We start from the raw sequence: 19,309 nt of genomic DNA, 5'->3' as shown, positions 1-19,309 counted from the left end.
CTGACCAGATCACTTGCGGTTCCATGAAGCCAAGATACCCTGTTTCGCGAAAGGTCGATTCACGCTATGTGTAATTCGTAGGCACCGTCCTGCTGATTCAAACAACAAAGCGCATCATCTCGACCAGCACTGTCTGGAGAGGGATCGTGACTTTGCAATCAGAGGCTAAGCGATGAAGGATATCGCCGGTCAGGGCATCCGTTTTGGACGGATTGCCGCCACATTACCTGTAAGAGACATGAACAAGGCACATGATTTTTATACTCAGGTGCTCGGCTTCGAAAAAATTTTCGAAAACGGCAACCCTGTTGGCTTCATGATCCTGAAGCGCGATCAGGGTGAACTGCATTTGACGTTACAGCCCGGACACAAGGCTGCGAATTTTAACGTAGCTCACCTGATTGTGGACAATATTGATGCGCTCCACGCTGTTTGTCTGCGACATGGGGCAAGGATTATCAAAAGCCTGCAGGACAAGGACTTTGGCTTGCGGGCATTTGTGTTCGCTGATCCGGACGGGAATCGCATCGACGTCGGCCAAGCAATATAAATCCAGGATCGCCATGTGCATAATCGCGCGTGGTTGTCGCAAGGCGCAGCAGCTGCGCCTTGCGTAAGTCAGTCGCCTAAAGACGGCTATTTTCCTTCGATTTCGTTCCAGCCATCCACAATGGACTTAACGGCGGCTGAGAAGCCGGTCAGATTGCTGGGGAAATGAACCTTGTCATAGCTTTCCTTTGGCAACATCTTTTCTGTGGTTTCTAACGGTAGTTCGATGTCACGGGTTGGATGAGCATAGCCTTCGGCCAACATGGCCTGACCTTGATCGGAGAAGAGAAAGTCGAGGGCGCCTTTGGCGGCATTTGGGTGAGGTGCAACCGAACTCACATATTGTGCAAACAGCATTCCAACCGTTCCGTCGGTGGGGATGATAACCTTGAGCGGCAGTCCTGTCGCATCACGCTTGGCAAATCCGTCAAAATCGTAAACCAGCGAGATCGGGCATTCGCCTTTCTGGATCGAAGCAACATTGAGGACAACGCCCTGGCGTAGATTTCCGCTGTCGCGCAGCTTCTTGAACCATTCAAGACCGGGTTTGGTGTTCTCCTCGCTGCCGCCATTGGCAAGAGCTGCCGCCAGAACCGAAGCGGTTGCATAGGTCGAAACGCGTGGATCGCGGCTGCAGACCATATCCTTGTATTCGAGCTTGAGCAGGTCGTTCCAGGTCGATGGCAGGGTTTTGACCTGATCCGTATTTACGAGAAATGCAATGGCACCCCAGTATGAGGAGGCCCAACGTCCTTCCGGGTCCTTGAATTGTGGCTTGATCCGATCCCAGCTGGAATTCTTGTAGGTGTCGGCGAGCTTCTCATCAAGTAGACGGCCAAGAAAGTCGTAGCCAATATCGGCAATGTCCATGACCGGAGCATTCTTTTCGGCCAACAGATGCGTGATCTGTTCACCCGAGGTCATGTCGGTGTCGACATGTTCCACGCCGTAGATTTCTTCGATCTTTGCGAAGATGGCACCCAGATTGACCCAATCGTCGGACATGCCATAGGAGACCAGTTTGCCTTCCTTCTTGGCGCCGGTGACAATGGCTTCCGGGCTTTGAGCAAAGGTTGCAGTCGAGATTGCACATAGAGCAATGGCGCCCAGGCTGTATTTCAAGGCTTTTGAGATCATGACATCAGTCCTTTCAGATTGCTGGTAAGGGAGGAATTTCAACGAGCGGCAAAGCGCCTTTGTTTTTTGGGAGAGGACACTCGGCGTTTGCCGGTCGAAGACGAGAGAACCGCTAGCGAAATCATCCAGGCGCAAGCAAAGCTGATGAGCGCCAGTGCGCTGGCCTGGCGGCCATCGAAGCGGGTGAATTCAACGAGGTACATGGGAAAAGTCTTGAAGCGCGTACCGACGAGTAGATTTGCCAGCGCGAACTCAACGAACGCTGCGGAAAATACCAGAAGGCTTCCGTTGACGATGCCGCTGCGAATGTTGGGTAAAATGACGAAGAGGAAAGTCTGGTACTCCGCAGCGCCCAGGCTCCCGGCCGCTTCCGTCATAAGCCCCGTATCAAGGGTCTCCAGCGCGTTCATGATCGGTCGATACATGAATGGCAGTGTTATCGCGACATAGGCGCAAACAAGCAGAACAGGTGAACTGACGAACGAGCCCGACATTCCGCCATAGAAGCGGATGAGACCGAGGGCGAGCACCACAGCCGGAAAGCCGAATGGAATGATCGCCAGTATTTCGAGAAGCGGCTTGGCGCGCGGCAGTTTCGTATGAGCCCAGTAAGCGGTCGGAGCCACGAGCGCGAGTGACAGGAGAACCGTTGCTATGGACACGGTCAGCGAGTTGGTCAGCGTTGTCCGAAACGCTCTCTTTTCCACCACCTTGCTCCACCATTGCATGGTGAAACCCTCGGGCCAAAGGCTCCGGTCCCAGCGGGTCGATATGGAGAAAAGACCGGTTGCGACGATCGGGACAATCATGAAGAGCAGAAAGACGATGATCACCGTTATCCGCGCAAACGCGGTAGAACTGCTCGGTTTGCCAAATGCGTGATTGTTCATCGTGTATATGTCCGGGCGGAACGCACGAGCCATTGATGCACGAAGACGCAGATTGCCATGACCAGCAGCGACATGACCGCGATGGCATCCGCAAAGGCTGGCTCAAGTTGCACTTCACCACGAATGAGCGCGGCTATCTGGACTGTCACCAGATTGACCGATGAACCGGTCAGTGTCCATGCGGTAGCATACGCGCCGAACGCATTGGCAAACAGCAGGAAAAAGCAGCTGACCAAGGCAGGTCGCAGGACGGGAAGCGCAATGAGAAGCCAATATTGCGTCTTTCCCGCGCCGAGGCTGGAAGCAGCCTCAGCCCATTCTTTGCGCAGTCCTTGAAAGGAGGGGATGAGCAGCAGGATAGCTAACGGAATCTGGAAATAGAGATAGGCCAAGGCCAAACCGGCGAGCGAATAGATCCTGAAGCCGGGATAGAGGTCGATACCGATCTTTTTCAGCATGAGTGTAATCACACCCGTCGAACCCAGTATGATGACGAAAGCGAAGGCTAGCGGCGCACCGCCGAAATTGGCAGTCACGTCGGCGAGTGCGGTGAGAGCCTCCCTTACTCTGGCGTTGCGACTTGTGACGATGATGTAAGCGATGACGGCACCGGCAATGGTTCCGGCAAGCGCAGTTCCAAGTGACAGGCCGATACTGTTACCGAAAGATGCCAGAACGGCCGGTTGCATGACCCGTTCGAAGTTTGCAAGCGACAAGCCGTTGCCGGAAAGAAAGGCCGATTTCACGAGACCCAATAGCGGAATGATCTCGAAAGCGAACTCAAAGACGAGGAAGGGCACAAGACCCAGCCAGGCTCGATTACAAGACTTTACCGATAACTGCCTCAGCATTGGATTCTAGTCCCATCTGTCGCAATGGTGACTGGACCAGAAAACCGTGCCGTCGCCTGCGTATGTATCCGAGCCAGATCGACATGTGGATAAGTGTGGATGAGAACGAGCTGGCCTACGCCTGCTACACTGGCAATCGTCGCTGCGTCCTTTGGGGTTAGATGGTCTTCGGTGAGGGTGTCATCTTCAAAGGAGCATTCGCAGAGGAAAATATCTGCCTGTCTTGCGGTGTGTTCCATGGCCGTCTTGTCAATTGCATCGCCCGAATAAACGAAGATGCCGACTGGCGTTTCGATACGAAAGGCGATGCTATTGGAGGTATGCCCGGTCAGGCCGGTTTCTACGGTCAGATTTGCGATCTCGTGTCGACCGACTGTCAGTTCGCGGATGTCGAGCGTGTAGGTTTCCGGCATTGCGTCGCGAAATATTTGGAGCAGTTGTTCGATAAAGGCTTTCAGCCCGTAACAACCAGCAATGATCAGCGGCTCTCTACGGACCCAGCCGGGTGTTGCATTCAACGCATGCAGCAGAGTTACGATATCCAGCACATGGTCGGGATGAAGATGGGAAATGAAAACAGTGCTGATTTCGCGATAATCGACGCCCGCCAAGGCAAGACGATTGAGTGAGCCCGGTCCAAGATCGAAGATTGCGCATTGCGAGCCGTATCTGAGCAAATGGCTGGATGGGCTGCGGCCTGTCGTGGGCAGAATCGTCCCCGCGCCGATAACCGTGACAACCAGTTTCTCACTATCGGCTGGTGCGCTGTCGCGACTTATCTCTGTGCTCATCATCTCTGACCCCCGTCGTTCACAGGGGTTTAAACATGCCTACGTAACAGGCCGGTGACATTATTCATATTATTCATATTATTTGATTGTATGATCGACAGTATGATGATGGATGCCGCTTGATATGGGTTCAGCCGTCGAACAAGTTTCAAGAAACTGCATTACAGAGATATCGCAATGCCAACCTCCACGGACCGCACAATGCAAAAAGACGCATCGCAAAATTATGCCAGTTATCCGAGCCTGAAGGGCCGCAGTGTTTTCATAACAGGCGGAGCAAGCGGTATTGGCGAAAGCCTTGTCAGGCATTTTTGTGCGCAAGGCAGTAAGGTCGCTTTTGTCGATTTTGCTGAGGAAGCCAGCCATGCTCTCGTGCAATCCATTGCCGGTTTGGGTTACCCCGAACCGCTCTTCCTTACCTGTGACCTGCGCGACATTACTGCTCTTCAAGCTGCGATTTCAAAGGCTGTTCAGGTCAATGGCGCGATACAGGTGTTATGCAACAATGCAGGAAACGACGACAGGCATCGAACGGAAGATGTAGACGTCACTTACTGGGATGATCGCATGGCGGTCAATGTGAGACACCAGTTCTTTGCGGCGCAATCCGTATTGCCGCATATGCGGGCCAAGGGTGGAGGTTCTATCATCAATTTCGGGTCCATCACCTGGATGGTCGGCGATCCGGACTGTCCGGCCTATGTCACTTCAAAGGCTGCAATCTATGGCATGACTCGTGCGCTGGCCCGTGAATTTGGCCCGCACGATATTCGTGTCAATTGCCTCGTCCCCGGCTGGGTCATGACTGAACGTCAGATGAAACTATGGCTTACACCTGACGGCGAAAGGCAGATTGACGAACGGCAATGCTTGCCAGCGCGTCTGCAGCCTTCGGACATCGCTCGCATGGTGCTCTTCCTAGCTGCCGATGATAGCGCGATGTGCACAAGCCAGCAGTTCATCGTGGATGGCGGCTGGGTTTAGGTTTGTACTTGGCCTTCGGTTATGGATAGAAGGCTCGTATAGAGACCGGGGGTGCATGCTATGATAGGTTTGCCTTCAGTCAGGTCGTCGCCTGGCAAAAAGCCACTGACCCGGCCTCCTGCTTCTTCCACCAGTAAGGCGCCTGCCATGACGTCCCAGCTTTGCAGTAGCAATTCACAATAGCCGTCCAATCGGCCAGCCGCGACATGGGCAAGGCCGATGGCAGCAGATCCATTTTGCACGAAGCCGAATGATGCGGATGTTAACCGGCCAAGCAGAGCAATATAATCCGAGACCGGACGTTTAGTGGAATAACCTGCGTCGATCACGGCGTCTTCCGGTCCTGTGGGCGTGCGTACCGACAGACGAGTATCATAAAGAAATGCGCCACGACCGCGTTGTGAACAAAACAACTCCTTCGTCGCCGGGTTATAAACGACGCCGATCTCGCACCTGCCATGGCTTACAAAAGCTATAGAGATGGCGAAGTGGCCGATACCGCGTGCGAAATTCTGCGTGCCGTCAATTGGATCGATGACCCAGAGATGAGGTGCATTTGTGCCGCCCAACTCTTCGGAAAGAATGCCGTCTTCTGGAAATTGTGCTTGAATTGCTTGTCTTATATGCCGATCAACAGCAAAATCAGCTTCCGTGACGAGATCATGCAATCCCTTGAATCTTGTTCCGAGTGTCGAGGGATTGCGAAAGTAATTCATGGCAATGTCGCCAGCTTCCAGCGCCATTTCCTTGGCCACAGCAAATCGGGCGTTCAGGTCTGGTGGTGTCATGTGGGTATCTCTGTCTAGCGCGAGCGACTGCGCCTTGCCTCAAGCGAGCGGTTGACGTCTACTTCCGAGCCATCAAGAAGTTCAACGAGTGCCGCGCGTGCTCCTTCGGCATCATGCCTGCTAATGCAATCACAAACCTTTTCATGAAGGGGTAGAGAAGGACGCTGCCCTTGAGGATTATCATCTGAAAGACGAAAGCTGATGACCATCGCTGCTTCGGTCAGAGCGGCTAAGGAGCCGAATAGTTCGTTGCCACTCATTCGCAAAACTGCTTGATGAAAAGCAAGGTCAGCTTCGGAGAAACGTTCGTTGTCATCGACCCAATACTCCATTCTCTTATAGAGTTCGCGAAGCACCTCAGATTGTTCGGAATTTGCCCGTTCGGCCGCCAGTGCCGCCGCGGATGGTTCTATCGAACGCCTTAACTCAAATAACTTCCGGACATCTTCAGGATCGGACGTGCTGCCAAAACGCCAGAACAAGACGTCAGGATCGAGAAAATTCCAATCGTCTCGTTTTCTTATCCGCGTGCCCGTTCTGGGGCGCGATTCCACCATGCCTTTGCCGGTCAAGACCTTGATGACTTCGCGCAGAACCGTTCGGCTGACACCATGGGCCGCGCTCCAATCATCGGCGTTCGGGAGCGGATCACCCGGCAAAAGGTCGCCGCGCACGATACTTAGTCCGATTTCGTCAAGCAGCCTCGCGTGAAGGCTAACTGCTGCAGATCCGATAGCTCGATGATGCAAAAGGCGCATATCTCATCCGTCTATTAGTATGAATGATATGATTAATGTGTGAATCGGAACGCTGTCAAACTTCTGTATCACGGGTGTGACAAAGTGAAATTTTCAACATGCTTCTCAGTGCAAATCAACAGCTGGGGCAACGCGGTCAGCCTCATGCGTTGAACATGATCGCCCGGCGGGTACGAACATCGCGTGCGAGGCTGGATGGAGGATGGCGAAGGACGGCGCATCGATTTCCGCAACACTATCATAGTTCTGACCTCCAATGTCGGTGCCGATGTGATCGCCTGCATATGCAGTGATCTGCAGCTGATGCCAGAACCAAAGGTGTTAAGTGGTGTTCTTCGCGATCCGCTCTTGGTGGTATTCCCGGCAGCTTTGCTTGGTCGCGTGTGGGTGGTGCCCTACTATCCGCTAACAGATGTTACACTCGTCAATATCGTGCGCTTGCAGCTGAGCCGCGTGCAGAAACGCTTGGCTGAAAATCAGAATATCGTCTGCACTTTCGATGATGTCGTGATTGATCAGATTGTCGGGCGCTGTACGGAGCTGGCTTCTCGTGGGCGCATGGTCGATGCCATTTTGACCAACACTTTGCTGCCGGAGATCAGTGAGAGGCTGTTAACGGGTAGCCTCAGGGACCACAACATTATAGCCAATTACACATTGCGCCAAACCACAACGAATTTACTTATCAATTTGATGCGTAAACTCTGTCGGGTTGAGCGCGCTGATAAACATTGAGAACAATTCGCCCTGAGAGGCGATGCGGAGCTTGCCATAGATATTGCGCCGGTGAATACGCACGGTTCCGGAAGAAATTCCCAGCGCATGTCCTGTTGCGTCTGCCGAAAACCCGCGAAGAATGTAGCCCACGATCTCTATTTCGCGCGGGGTCAACAGATTCCTATCCAGATTGCGGAAAGCGCGTTCGATAAGCCCCGACAGATTTTCTCCTCGCGGCTTTGTTGCATTGTGCTCAAATCGTTCTGCCAGATCGGCCCAGTTGTGACGTCCGACTGCTGCCACAAAAGGCACCAGCTCGTTCAGATCGCGAAGCTCGCGTGCCGAGAACGGCTTCGACGCTCGCATCGCTGATATGATGACGCAAACGTTTGGCTCTACGCTGAATTTGAAGCCGATTTCTTCAGCCAGCTCCGTCTGCACATAATAATTGCGGAAATACTCCCCCTGATAGAATCGGTCCGGAGCCAGATCCCGCAGCCTTATGAGGCTCGGATCGCCAGGCAGCGATGACTGCAGGTAGAATGGATCCAGGAGATAGGGCCCCTCCTGATAATCCTCGACCATGACCTTGTGTTTCCACACGGGGAACTCCGAATGCAAAGCGATTGGTCGCCGGTTGCCGCAATATGCAAAGGTGACCGTATGTTCAAAAGGCACCACCGTGCGGATCGCTTCGATCAGCGCCGCCGCAAATTGCGGTTGGTGTAACGCATCAATGACCCGTGCAGAGGCCAGCGTCCAGTTCATCAGGAATCTCCGTCTATATGCCTTTTGTGATATATACACCTATTGCGTATTTTTATATGGTTTTTCAAAAATAAGGGATATGCCGCTCCAGGCAAAGCTCTCTAGGGGAATATATTTTGATGGTATACGCTACCGAGGCTTCAGTTGGTCGAAGCGGCGACACAGTTGCGGAATTTGTCGGCACCACGAAACGTTATGGCGCCGTGCTTGCGGCCAGCCAGCTGAATCTGCAAATCCGGCGGGGGGAATTCCTTTCCTTTTTGGGGCCATCGGGCTGCGGAAAGACGACTGCGCTGAGAATGCTGGCCGGTTTTGAACAGCCAAGCGAAGGCGAAATATTGATCGACGGGTCAGAGGTTGGTGCTACACCTGCCTATAAGCGTCCTGTCAATATGGTGTTTCAGAGTTACGCCCTCTTTCCGCACATGACTGTGGCCCAGAATGTGGGTTACGGACTAAGACAACGTCGTCCGAGATTGGCAAAGTCCGAGATCGACCGTCGCGTCGTGAAGGCACTGGAAACCGTTCGTCTTGCCGATTTCGGTGGGCGGCGGATATGGGAAATGTCGGGTGGACAGCAACAGCGTGTGGCGCTCGCCCGCGCTATCGTGAACGAGCCCAAAATATTGTTGCTCGACGAACCGATGGCAGCACTGGACGCTAAACTGCGGACAGAGATGCAGCTCGAACTTTTGTCTCTGCAACGCAAGTTGGGCATTACTTTTGTGTTGGTCACGCATGACCAGCAAGAAGCACTGTCGATGTCTGACCGCATCTGCATCATGGGCAATGGTCGCATCGCACAGATTGGGACACCGCGAGAACTCTATGATCGCCCCGCTAACCGCTATGTCGCCAATTTCGTAGGTCGTGCGAACATCCTCGCAGGCAAGGTTGAACATGCTGACGATGATCATGTGACGGTAAGCTTGGCCACGGGTCATAAGGTCGTGGTTGAGACAGCGTTTGCAGTGATGCCGGGTGATGCCGTCGACATCATGATCCGACCGGAGGCGCTTCGCCTGACCGTTTCGCCGATGGTAGGAGAGACGGCGATTGAAGTGCAGGTCGCAAACAAGATCTTCCTTGGTGAACATATTGAATTCTTACTCACCCATCCGGTTCTTGGCTCATTGCAGGTTCTGGTGCCAAGACAGGCTGAGCGCGCATTGCCGGGCGTTGATGTGGGTTCCACGGTTCATCTTGTCTGGGATCACGGAACAGGCCTGATCCTTGGAGCTGAATGAGGTTTTACGGGTGCAACATCGGACCATGACCATGTTCTGTACGGTTCGAAATAACAAGCTCGGTCTGCAAATAATAAAAAGAGAGGGATAAAATGACGAAGAAAGATACGCCGGTTTCCCGGCAGGCATTTATGGAGGAACTGCGCCGGTACCAGAAGGGCTCCGTTACACGCCGCCATTTTCTTGGCGTGACCGGGCTTGGTGCTGCGACAGCTGTTATGGCAGGCGCGCTGCCGGGGCTTTTGCCATCGCGCGCATGGGCTGGTGACATTGGGGACCGGGTTTCGATTGCAACTTGGCCAAACTATCAGGATCCCGACAATCTGGCAGCATTCCAGAAGGAGACCGGCGCAGCAGTTCAGGTGAATGTTTTCGGTTCAAACGAGGAAATGTTCGCCAAATTGCAGGCTGGCGGGGCAGGCTGGGACATCGTTGTGGCGACGAACTATGCCATCAGTACCTATGCCGACAGCAAGATGATCGAGCCGCTCGATCTGACGAAGCTACCCAATTACAACGCAGAGTCCTTCGAAGCGCGTTTCGCAACGCCCGGTACTGTGGATGGAAAGCTCTATGGTATCCCCAAACTCTGGGGCACGACGGGCATGGCCTGGGACAGCAGCAAGATGAAAGCGCCTTTCACCAGCTGGAAAGATTTTTTCGATCTCACCAAAACCGACTTTTCGGGTCGCACGATCATTCACGACTATCAGCTGACCGCTATCGGCAATGCTCTGAAATATCATGGCTATTCCTTCAATTCTGTCGATCCGAAGGAACTGGCAGATGCCGAAAAGCTGTTGATCGAGGTGAAGCCGCATCTCTTTGCTATTACCTCCGACTATCAGCCTTCCATGCGCAACGGTGACGCCTGGCTGACAATGTGCTGGACCGGTGACGCGAAGCAGATGAACCGCGACCTGCCGGAAATCCACTACACGCTCGGCAAGGAAGGCGGAGAAATCTGGTCCGATTTCTACACCATCCCGACCAGCGCACCCAATCGCGAAGGTGCTTACGCGTTGTTGAACTTCCTGCTCGACCCGTCGATCAATGCACGCGAGGCGGCCTTCCACGGTTATCCTGTGCCTGATGCCCGCGTCGAAGCGCTGGTGTCGGAAGAAATGCGCAACGATCCGATCCTTCATCCTGCGGCGGAACTTCTGTCCACGCTGGAATTTGGCGCGGCAGTCACGTTGACCGATCCAAACCGGGCGGAACTGATCGCCCGCTTTAAATCGGCATAACCGGACGGGCATCAATGGCATTGTCTCAGCGAAAAATGCGCTGGCTCCTGCTGGGGCCAGCGGGCCTGTGGTACGCGGCGCTCCTCATACTGCCGCTTGCAGTCGTGCTCGTGTATTCCTTTGGGGAGCGCGGTGCGGCTGGCGGCTATCAGCCTGCTTTCACCTTTGCGCAATATGCCAATCTCGGAAGCCGCTGGGCTGCATTCCGTAACACATTGACGCTCGCGCCCATCGGTACGATTGCAGCGCTCCTGTTTGCTTATCCGCTGGCCTATTATCTTGCATTGCGGGTAGGCAGGCAGTGGCGCACATTGCTGCTGGTGCTGGTGATTGTGCCATTCTGGACATCGATCCTGATCCGCTCCTACGCCTGGATCTTCCTTCTTGGTGGGCGCGGCATACCTCAATTGCTGTCTGCGTTTGGTCTCGGCGATTTCCGCCTGATCAACACGCCATTCGCCGTTCTGGTGGGCATTGTCTACGGCTATCTGCCGCTGATGTTTTTCCCGATCTATGTGAGCCTCGAAAAGCTCGACCGCAGGCTGCTGGAAGCCGCTGACGATCTGGGTACGCCGCCATGGCGGCGCTTTCTGCAGATCACGTTGCCCCTATCGCTGCCCGGCGTGGCAACAGGATCGATGCTCGTCTTCATCCTGCTCATGGGAGAATATCTCATCCCGCAAATGCTCGGTGGCGGCAACGTCTTCTTTGTTGGTAATGCGCTTGTCGATCTGTTCCTGCAATCGCGCAACTGGGCGTTCGGGTCCGCCGTGTCGATAACGCTGGTGGCTATCATGCTGCTTGTCGTCTCCCTTTACATGCGTTTCCTGCGTCTGATGGGGACTGCGCGCGAAGATGTCAGTTTGATGTGAGGAAATGATGCGCATTTATGCTACTGCGATTTACCTGTTCCTCTATCTTCCTATCGGGATCATCGCGCTTTTCAGCTTTTCTGCGGGCCGCTCGGCAAGTCAGCTGCAAGGGTTCTCGACGCAATGGTATTCCAAGGCGCTTGAAAATCCGTTTGTTATTGATGCTCTCAAAACCTCGGCATCCGTCGCGCTGACTTCGGCTTTTATATCCTGCCTGCTGGGCACGATGGCGGCGATTGCACTGACCGGTCTGAAGGGCAAACTGCGCGTTCTCTTTGACGCCATGATCTACATCGCGGTGATGATCCCCGGCATCGTCATTGGTATCGCAACGCTGATCGCGCTGGTGACGGTATTCAATACGGTCAATCCATGGCTTCAGGCGTTGACGGGCCTGAAGCTGTCATTGGGGTATGGCTCGCTCATCGCGGCACATGTGCTGTTCACGATGTCGCTGGTGATTATCCTGGTGCGCGCCCGCATCGATGGCATGGATCGCTCGCTGATCGAAGCTTCCTCCGACCTTGGTGCAGGACCGTTGGCAACCTTCCGGCAAGTAACTCTACCGATGTTGATGCCAGCGATGATGGCGGGCTTTCTGCTCAGCTTCACCTTCAGCTTTGATGATTTCATCATCGCATTCTTTGTCGCTGGACCGCAGACCACCCTGCCGATCTACATCTTCTCGTCCATTCGTCGCGGGGTGACACCCGAGATCAATGCCATCGGTACAATGGTGATGGTGTTCTCTCTGCTGCTGCTCGTCTTCGCACAAGTCATGCTTCGACGTGGAAAACCGGCAGGGCATTGATGACGCCATTTAAAGCGTCTGCTTTGCCCACACATTCCGCGATTATTCTAGGGAAAATACTATGAAATCTTGTCTTGAAGGCCGGGTTGCTCTTGTAACAGGCGCGGGATCGGGTATCGGCCGCGCCGGCGCAATCGCCATGGCGGCAGAGGGCGCAACCGTTATGGTCACGGATCTGCGCGCCGAACTTGCGGAAGCAACGGCAGAAGTGATCCGAGCCAATGGCGGGCAGGCCGAAAGCGCAGCACTTGATGCGCGTGACGATGCCGCGATCACTGAAACTGTTGCTGGTGTCGCCGCACGCCACGGCAGGCTCGATATCGTGCATTCTCACGTGGGCATTCAGATCGCCGGAAAACTTGAGGAAGTGACGCCTGATCAAATGGATCTGGCGTGGGCGCTCAACGTGCGTTCGCATTTCGTCGTTGCGCAGGCGGCACTCGCGCCAATGCGGGCACAGGGTGGAGGGTCGGTGATTATCACCGCATCCAATTCCGGATGCCAGTATGATCGCGGCATGATTTCCTATGCCACCACCAAACATGCGGCTGTGGCTATGGTGCGGCAGATGGCGGCTGACTATGCGCGGGAAAACATCCGCTTCAATGCGCTTTGTCCAGGCTTTGTCGATACGCCTTTCAATGCCGGTTTCGAACTGCAGATGGGAGGCCGCGCAGCACTTGAAGATTATGTCTCCGAAACGATCCCTATGGGACGCTGGGCATCTGCTGAGGAAATAGCGGCAGGCATCGTTTATCTCGCCTCGCCACAGGCGGCATTTGTTACCGGACTGGCGCTTGTTATCGATGGCGGTGAAGTTCTTTAGAGAACTGATGGGCCATGATTATGCGGTGAGCACCAGCCAGCGGTGTGGAACAAATGGCAAGATGGCCTCTCCTCATCATAGGGCGCTAATTTTGTATTTATGGCCTAAGAAAAACCATGATTTGAGCGAGAACATCTGGAAGTAATAACGATGCAGACGGTCAGTAGGGACACTCTGTCTGCATCTTTCAGATCGAAGACGGTCAATGAAAAAGATGCTTACTGTCGTGGGCAATGGTCCACTGTCCCGCAATCTATCGAATGAAATCGATAGTTCCGATTATGTGCTGCGATTCAATGTTCCCCATGCCCTGGACGGCATGACCGGCTCCAGAACCGATCTGCTTATGCTGGCAACATCTGCCAAGCAAATGCAGGATTGGCTACGGGATCAAGCTTTTCTGGATTCGGTCTTCATGCGCAATGCGTCTGAAATTCTCTTTGCCGTTCATCCAAGCATCATCCGGCGTTTTCACCACCATCCCAACGTCCTGTCGCGCCTGAAGGGCAGACGGGCGGACTGGACGCTTCCGGCATTCGAAATCCTGAGCGCCACTGGAAAATCCATTCGGATACTGCCGCCGCAAGTCTATTTCGAGGTCTGCGCAGAACTGGGCATTGCCGAAACACAGATGAAGCAGATGTTTCCGAGCACAGGCTTTTTTGGCGTCTGGCACATGTTGCGAACGTTTCCTTCAACTGATTGGGAAATTCAATTGTGCGGTTTCAGCTGGCAGGGCTGGAAGCATCACGCTTGGGCAGCCGAACGTCACTGGATTGAAGAGAGAGCCACCTTAGGTCAGATACGGCTTCTGTCCTGAATTTGAGGTTGGGCGTGGTGAAAAACCCGCCCTTTCCCCGTGTTCACGACCACGACTTATCAATGGGTTCAATATGTTCTACAGGCTTTTCGATAGGCTTCTGCCATGGAGCCGGGCGCATCGTTCGATGGCGGTGGCGTTTCCAACGCTGGCGGAACTGGCGTCAAGAAGGCGGGTCGATACCGGGCCGGCGGGAACAATTGTCGCCTTCTACACGACGAACAGTTTCTACGAACAGGAGAAGGAGCGCCTGCTGACGAGCGTTCGCTATCTTGGGCTAAAGATCATCTGCATTGCTGTTGAAGATACGGGAAGCTGGGTGCGCAATGCTGGCCTAAAGCCCGGCGTTCTTTTGGAGCAGCGCAAAACCGTCAGAGGTCCGTTGCTTTATGTCGATGTGGATGCCGTATTTCATCGTGATCCGTGGCCGGAACTACTGTCCATTCGCAGCGATATCGCTGTCTACTATGAAAAGAGTGGCCACCTGCTAAGCGGAACTGTGCTCATTAACGACAGCCCATCCGCCCTTGCTCTTCTGGAGACTTGGCAGAAAGGGTGCATGAATGCGCCGGAAATATGGGATCAACTGGTGCTGGAGCAGATTGTGGGGCACGACACTGCCAAGATCGCGCCTGACTATTCGATAACCAGGCTTCCTGTGTCCTTTTGCTGGATATTCGATAATCTTGAAAATGACCCGGTTGAACAGGTTTATATCGAACACCTGCAGGCCAGTCGGGAGGCAAAGAAACACCGACGTTTCCTTGGTCGTATCGGGAAACGGTTACAGCGCAGGCGCGACCGGATCGTGGAGATCGAACGTATTCTATCGGGCGGGATCGGCGCAGATCCTATCCATGAAGTGGCAATGAGGGACGACTGAATGCGGATACCCATTCTTTTATACCACCAGATCGCACCGTTGCCGCAAAGGGATATGCCTTTCCATGGATTGCTGGTGCATCCGGCCCGGTTCCGAAGTCAGATGAAATGGTTGAAGAGGGCGGGCTATCGCGGCCTATCGCTGCGTGACGCTCTGCCATACATCAAGGGCGAGAAGACCGGCAAAGTGGCGGCCATTACTTTCGACGACGGCTTTCTCAACGTTCTGGAAAATGCCGCGCCGGTACTTGCAGATTATGGTTTCACGGCAACCAATTATTTCGTCGCCAATCAGGTGGGCGGAAGCAATGTGTGGGATCAGATGCTCGGCGTTCCGAAGACGCCGTTGATGTCCGTCACCCAGTTGCGCGAGTGGGCAGCGCTGGGGCATGAGGTCGGCGCCCATACACTCGATCATGTCCATCTGACCGCGACGCCGGACGATGAAGCAAAAAGGCAGATCGCCCAATCAAAGATGGTTTTGGAGGATGTGTTGGGTGGCGAAGTCTCAGGTTTCTGTTTTCCATATGGAGAGAACAATGCCATTCATCGCGAGATGGTCAAAGAAGCTGGGTTCAAAACGGCCACGACGACAGTAAGACGACGGACTAACCCAGCCGATGATCTGTTTGAATTGCCGCGGATCAGCATTCGTCGCCGGGATATATGGCCGAAATTCCTCATGCGCTTATGCAGCAGTTAGCGCGACGGCGCTCATTGGCGAGCGCTGAAAAAGACAGTGCCAGCCAGCCGTACCCCGTGACACCGCGTGCAAGGCGTGCCATAGGGAGGCCAAGTTATTACAAGGCCTGCCACGTTTATGATCCGTATCGATAATATCAGCAAGTCGAACAGCCATCGCATTCTGTTCATCGAAACCTCCGCGGCCCTCAATCGCGGCGAAAAAATTGGTCTTGTCGGGCCGAATGGTGCGGGAAAGACGACGCTTTTCCGTATGATCATCGGCGATGAACTGCCGGATGAGGGGCAGGTAACGGTCGAAAAAGGCGTGACGATAGGCTATTTCAACCAGAACGTCGGTGAAATGGGCGGGCGTTCGGCTGTGGCCGAAGTCATGGATGGTGCAGGACCGGTCAGCATCGTAGCAGCGGAGCTGCGCGAGCTTGAAGCAGCGATGTGCGATCCGGACCGTCTCGATGAAATGGATACCATTATCGAACGCTACGGTGAAGTTCAGGCCCGCTATGAAGAGCTTGACGGGTATGGACTGGATGGCCGAGCCCGCGAAGTGCTTGCCGGTTTGAGCTTCAGCCAGGAAATGATGGATGGTGATGTCGGCAAATTGTCCGGCGGCTGGAAAATGCGTGTCGCGCTTGCCCGTATTCTACTGATGCGGCCCGATGTGATGTTGCTCGACGAACCGAGCAACCATCTTGATCTCGAAAGCCTGATCTGGCTGGAAGCCTTCCTCAAGAATTACGATGGCGCATTGCTTATGACTTCGCATGATCGCGAGTTCATGAATCGCATTGTCACCAAGATCATCGAAATCGATGGCGGCTCGCTGAATTCCTATTCCGGCGACTATGGCTTCTATGAAGGCCAGCGCGCGCTGAACGAGAAGCAGCAACAGGCCCAGTTCGAGCGCCAGCAGGCAATGCTGGCCAAAGAAATCAAGTTCATTGAAAGGTTCAAGGCGCGTGCATCCCATGCATCGCAAGTGCAGAGCCGCGTGAAGAAGCTTGAGAAAATTGACCGCGTAGAGCCTCCACGCCGTCGCCAGACTGTGGCTTTCGACTTCTTGCCAGCTCCCCGCTCTGGCGAAGATGTGGTCAGTCTCAAGGGCGTCAACAAATCCTATGGCAGCCGCACAATCTATGATGGGCTGGATTTCATGGTTCGCCGCCGTGAGCGCTGGTGCATCATGGGCGTCAATGGTGCCGGTAAATCGACACTGCTCAAGCTTGTCACCGGTGCGACCGAGCCGGATCAGGGCATCGTTAATCTTGGCGCCAGTGTGAAACTTGGCTATTTCGCACAGCACGCGATGGATATTCTCGATGGTGATAGCACCATTCTCGAATGGCTGGAGCAGCGCTTTCCAAAGGCAGGGCAGGCTCCTCTGCGCGCACTTGCTGGCTGCTTCGGATTCTCCGGAGATGATATCGAAAAGAAATGTCGTGTGCTGTCGGGTGGTGAGAAAGCCCGGCTGGTCATGGCTGCGATGCTGTTTGATCCACCGAACTTCCTCGTGCTCGACGAGCCGACGAACCATCTCGATCTCGATACAAAGGAAATGCTCATCAAGGCGCTTTCAACTTACGAAGGCACGATGCTTTTTGTATCGCATGATCGCCGCTTCTTGGCAGCACTTTCCAATCGCGTATTGGAACTCACGCCCGATGGTATCCAGCAATATGGTGGCGGCTACACCGAATATGTCGAGAGCACCGGTCAGGAAGCACCGGGTCTGCATGTCGGTTGATGAATTTCAGGGGGCGTTAACTGCCTAATGTCGAAGCAATGCCCACAATCACTGGCCCCATAAGCGGCAAGAGCACGTTGGAGATGGCGTAGGTAACCGTGTATCCGATGACTGGCGTTGAGTTCCCCGCTTGAGACACGAGTGCACTGATTGTTGGCGTGCTGCAATGTTGACCGGCGATCGCACCAAGAAGGATTGGTGTGTCGATCTTCATGAGTTTTGCGCCGACAAATAGCGACACGAGCGCAGGTACGAATGAAACGACCAGGCCAAGCAGGGGAAGGATAAGTCCGTACTCCATGATCAGCTTGATTGCGTCAGGTCCGGCACTCAGTCCTATTGCTGCAATAAAAGCAGCCAGTCCGAAATCTTTCGCAAACTCTGCAGCAGGAACCGGAAACCCGCCTCTGGTTGGGTTTCGCATATTGAGCCAGCCAAATGCCAGGCCGGATATCAAAGCCCCGCCGCCCGACCCTAGTGACAGTTCCCAGCCGCGAATATTAAGGGAAAATTGGCCGAGCAGAAGGCCAACGACGATACCAAGTCCGAGAAACACAAAATCAGTGCTGCCAACTTTGGGCAGGGCCTTGCCCAACGCCTGTATCGCTCGTGTGACGGGCTCCTCTTGGCCATAAAGGGTCAACACGTCACCTTCATGGAGAACTGTGCCCGGTAATGCCGGAACAGCCTGTCCGAGACGGCGGACGCTGGATATAAACACGCCCCGGCGCAGATTTGGTGACGCCAGCTGGCGCAATTGGCGAATCTGGCGCCCAAAGGCCTCTTTTCGTATGAGAACGACTTCCCGGGTTGCAAGCGCCAAACTGGTGCCGTCTGGCACGGGGACTTCTTCTCCAAAGGAATCCTGAACCGCAATAACGGCGTTGCGGCGTCCGTGTGCAATGACGATATCATCCGGCTTCATAAGAAAGTCGGCGTCCGTTTGGAGGATTTTCCCATGTCTGCGGACACGCGCAAGTGTAACGGTCCAGTTCCAGCTTTTTTCCAGATCGCCAACCGTTCGTCCCGCTAGAGATCCCGCGCGGAAAGCACGGGCAACGAACATGGGTAAGCCTTCAACCTGGTCTTCGTCATCGTCTTCCGAGCCCAGTTTGCGGGCCAATGCCTGTGCTTCGGTTTTAAGGTCGACTTTCAGAAGCATCGGTGCGAGCTGGGTGGTGAAAACCACAATTGCGATAAGGCCGAACAGATAAGTGAGGCTATAGGCCGTCGCGACGTTGGCCTGTAATTGTTCGATGTGCTCCGGTGATATCGCGAGATGCGAGATCGCTTGCGATGCTGTTCCGATGACCGCAGATTCGGTCGCAGATCCAGCAAAAAGTCCGGTCGCTGTTCCAATGTCGAGCTTGAACAGAACAATCGCTGCGGAGACCAGGATGGTGACGCACACGACTTCGATTATGGAGAATACTCCATAGCGCCAACCGCCCCGAATATTGGCGAAGAATTGGGGTCCTGCTGTGAACCCCAAAGCGTAAATAAAGAGCGTGAATGCGCTGTCCTTCAGGTCTGGCGAAATGCGCACGCCGAGTTGCCCTATTGCCAGTGCTGCCAGCAATGTTCCGCAAACTCCACCCAAACGAACCAGGCCTATACGCAGTTTGCCAATAAGATAACCGATTGCGAGGGAGACAAAGAGTGCAATAACAGGGTCTTTGAGAAAATACACCGCAGTCCCCCAACCTAACCGATCTATATTCTATAGATGGTGCATATCTAATATAATAATGGGGTTTTTCAGGCTGTCTAGATTCCGCAAAGATATTTCATTGCAATTCTTTATTCATTACTTGGAGCGGTTAGAGCCTGAATCATAATGAACGTAACGATATCAGGCTCTTGCGACGCGCCGGGTAAGCAGGCGGATGTTTGCGATGTAGACCCATGCTTCAGCAGACACGATG

The 19,309-nt window shown here is 54.1% G+C and carries 20 protein-coding genes; 12 read left to right on the top strand and 8 right to left on the bottom strand.

From position 1 onward, the window contains the following. Window positions 1-172: 172 nt before the first annotated feature. Window positions 173-550 (top strand): glyoxalase superfamily protein, encoded by a 378-nt coding sequence (locus tag FHW03_RS25290; protein WP_182523182.1) that lies wholly within the window; start codon window positions 173-175, stop codon window positions 548-550. An 86-nt stretch (window positions 551-636) separates the two neighbouring features. Here the strand turns inward: FHW03_RS25290 and FHW03_RS25285 are convergent, their stop codons facing one another. The 4 genes from FHW03_RS25285 to FHW03_RS25270 are packed head-to-tail and all read right to left on the bottom strand — an operon-like array spanning window position 637 to window position 4,221. Continuing rightward, window positions 637-1,686 carry an extracellular solute-binding protein gene (locus tag FHW03_RS25285; protein ID WP_182523181.1) on the bottom strand — a complete coding sequence of 350 codons (1,050 nt, stop codon included), beginning with the start codon at window positions 1,684-1,686 and terminating at the stop codon, window positions 637-639. 38 nt (window positions 1,687-1,724) lie between these two features. Then, window positions 1,725-2,576, bottom strand: a complete 852-nt coding sequence (locus FHW03_RS25280; protein ID WP_182523180.1) for an ABC transporter permease subunit — start codon at window positions 2,574-2,576, stop codon at window positions 1,725-1,727. After that, window positions 2,573-3,427 carry an ABC transporter permease subunit gene (locus tag FHW03_RS25275; RefSeq protein ID WP_182523179.1) on the bottom strand — a complete coding sequence of 285 codons (855 nt, stop codon included), beginning with the start codon at window positions 3,425-3,427 and terminating at the stop codon, window positions 2,573-2,575. The genes FHW03_RS25280 and FHW03_RS25275 overlap by 4 nt, the downstream gene beginning before the upstream one ends. Continuing rightward, a complete protein-coding gene (locus tag FHW03_RS25270) occupies window positions 3,421-4,221 on the bottom strand; it encodes a ribonuclease Z (RefSeq protein WP_182523178.1) in 801 nt (266 codons plus the stop codon). The genes FHW03_RS25275 and FHW03_RS25270 overlap by 7 nt, the downstream gene beginning before the upstream one ends. Window positions 4,222-4,419: 198 nt before the next feature. Between FHW03_RS25270 and FHW03_RS25265 the strand changes: the two genes are divergently transcribed. Then, a complete protein-coding gene (locus FHW03_RS25265) occupies window positions 4,420-5,202 on the top strand; it encodes an SDR family oxidoreductase (RefSeq protein ID WP_182523177.1) in 783 nt (260 codons plus the stop codon). Here the strand turns inward: FHW03_RS25265 and FHW03_RS25260 are convergent. Both FHW03_RS25260 and FHW03_RS25255 read right to left on the bottom strand, forming a co-directional pair. Next, window positions 5,199-5,990 carry an inositol monophosphatase family protein gene (locus FHW03_RS25260; protein ID WP_182523176.1) on the bottom strand — a complete coding sequence of 264 codons (792 nt, stop codon included), beginning with the start codon at window positions 5,988-5,990 and terminating at the stop codon, window positions 5,199-5,201. The two genes, FHW03_RS25265 and FHW03_RS25260, sit on opposite strands and share 4 nt — an antisense overlap. 14 nt (window positions 5,991-6,004) lie before the next feature. After that, a complete protein-coding gene (locus FHW03_RS25255) occupies window positions 6,005-6,748 on the bottom strand; it encodes a FadR/GntR family transcriptional regulator (protein WP_182523175.1) in 744 nt (247 codons plus the stop codon). 195 nt (window positions 6,749-6,943) lie between these two features. Here FHW03_RS25255 and FHW03_RS25250 point away from each other — a divergent pair, with 195 nt between their 5' ends. Then, window positions 6,944-7,483, top strand: a complete 540-nt coding sequence (locus FHW03_RS25250) for a hypothetical protein (protein WP_210277431.1) — start codon at window positions 6,944-6,946, stop codon at window positions 7,481-7,483. Here the strand turns inward: FHW03_RS25250 and FHW03_RS25245 are convergent. Further along, entirely contained in the window at window positions 7,427-8,233 is an 807-nt protein-coding gene (locus FHW03_RS25245) for a LuxR family transcriptional regulator (protein WP_182523174.1), read from the bottom strand. The two genes, FHW03_RS25250 and FHW03_RS25245, sit on opposite strands and share 57 nt — an antisense overlap. 119 nt (window positions 8,234-8,352) lie before the next feature. Between FHW03_RS25245 and FHW03_RS25240 the strand changes: the two genes are divergently transcribed. From FHW03_RS25240 to FHW03_RS25200, 9 genes are all read left to right on the top strand, one after another. Further along, on the top strand, window positions 8,353-9,480 hold the full coding sequence (locus FHW03_RS25240; protein ID WP_182523173.1) for an ABC transporter ATP-binding protein: 1,128 nt from the start codon (window positions 8,353-8,355) through the stop codon (window positions 9,478-9,480). A 92-nt stretch (window positions 9,481-9,572) separates the two neighbouring features. Beyond that, the gene (locus FHW03_RS25235) at window positions 9,573-10,727 is read left to right on the top strand and encodes a spermidine/putrescine ABC transporter substrate-binding protein (protein WP_182523172.1); all 1,155 of its coding nucleotides are present in this window, start codon (window positions 9,573-9,575) and stop codon (window positions 10,725-10,727) included. 14 nt (window positions 10,728-10,741) lie between these two features. Then, complete coding sequence (locus tag FHW03_RS25230) at window positions 10,742-11,599, top strand: ABC transporter permease (protein WP_210277430.1); 858 nt, start codon at window positions 10,742-10,744, stop codon at window positions 11,597-11,599. 7 nt (window positions 11,600-11,606) lie between these two features. After that, entirely contained in the window at window positions 11,607-12,410 is an 804-nt protein-coding gene (locus FHW03_RS25225) for an ABC transporter permease (RefSeq protein WP_105520195.1), read from the top strand. A 61-nt stretch (window positions 12,411-12,471) separates the two neighbouring features. After that, on the top strand, window positions 12,472-13,236 hold the full coding sequence (locus FHW03_RS25220; RefSeq protein ID WP_182523171.1) for an SDR family NAD(P)-dependent oxidoreductase: 765 nt from the start codon (window positions 12,472-12,474) through the stop codon (window positions 13,234-13,236). A gap of 205 nt (window positions 13,237-13,441) precedes the next feature. Beyond that, window positions 13,442-14,056, top strand: coding sequence for a glycosyltransferase family 29 protein (locus tag FHW03_RS25215; protein ID WP_182523170.1), 615 nt, complete (start codon window positions 13,442-13,444; stop codon window positions 14,054-14,056). A 127-nt stretch (window positions 14,057-14,183) separates the two neighbouring features. After that, window positions 14,184-14,939, top strand: coding sequence for a putative nucleotide-diphospho-sugar transferase (locus tag FHW03_RS25210; RefSeq protein ID WP_182523169.1), 756 nt, complete (start codon window positions 14,184-14,186; stop codon window positions 14,937-14,939). After that, window positions 14,940-15,641, top strand: a complete 702-nt coding sequence (locus FHW03_RS25205; RefSeq protein WP_182523168.1) for a polysaccharide deacetylase family protein — start codon at window positions 14,940-14,942, stop codon at window positions 15,639-15,641. A 117-nt stretch (window positions 15,642-15,758) separates the two neighbouring features. After that, window positions 15,759-17,384, top strand: a complete 1,626-nt coding sequence (locus tag FHW03_RS25200) for an ABC-F family ATP-binding cassette domain-containing protein (protein ID WP_182523167.1) — start codon at window positions 15,759-15,761, stop codon at window positions 17,382-17,384. Between the two features lie 16 nt (window positions 17,385-17,400). Here the strand turns inward: FHW03_RS25200 and aspT are convergent, their stop codons facing one another. Beyond that, window positions 17,401-19,074, bottom strand: coding sequence for an aspartate-alanine antiporter (aspT, locus tag FHW03_RS25195; protein WP_182523166.1), 1,674 nt, complete (start codon window positions 19,072-19,074; stop codon window positions 17,401-17,403). Window positions 19,075-19,309 lie beyond the last annotated feature (235 nt).

The sequence above is a fragment of the Ochrobactrum sp. RH2CCR150 genome, from assembly GCA_014138095.1.
In the GTDB taxonomy this organism is placed as follows: Bacteria; Pseudomonadota; Alphaproteobacteria; order Rhizobiales; family Rhizobiaceae; genus Brucella; species Brucella gambitense.
The sequence above is the reverse complement of the archived record's forward strand: the minus strand, read 5'-3'. Positions and strand labels throughout refer to the sequence as shown.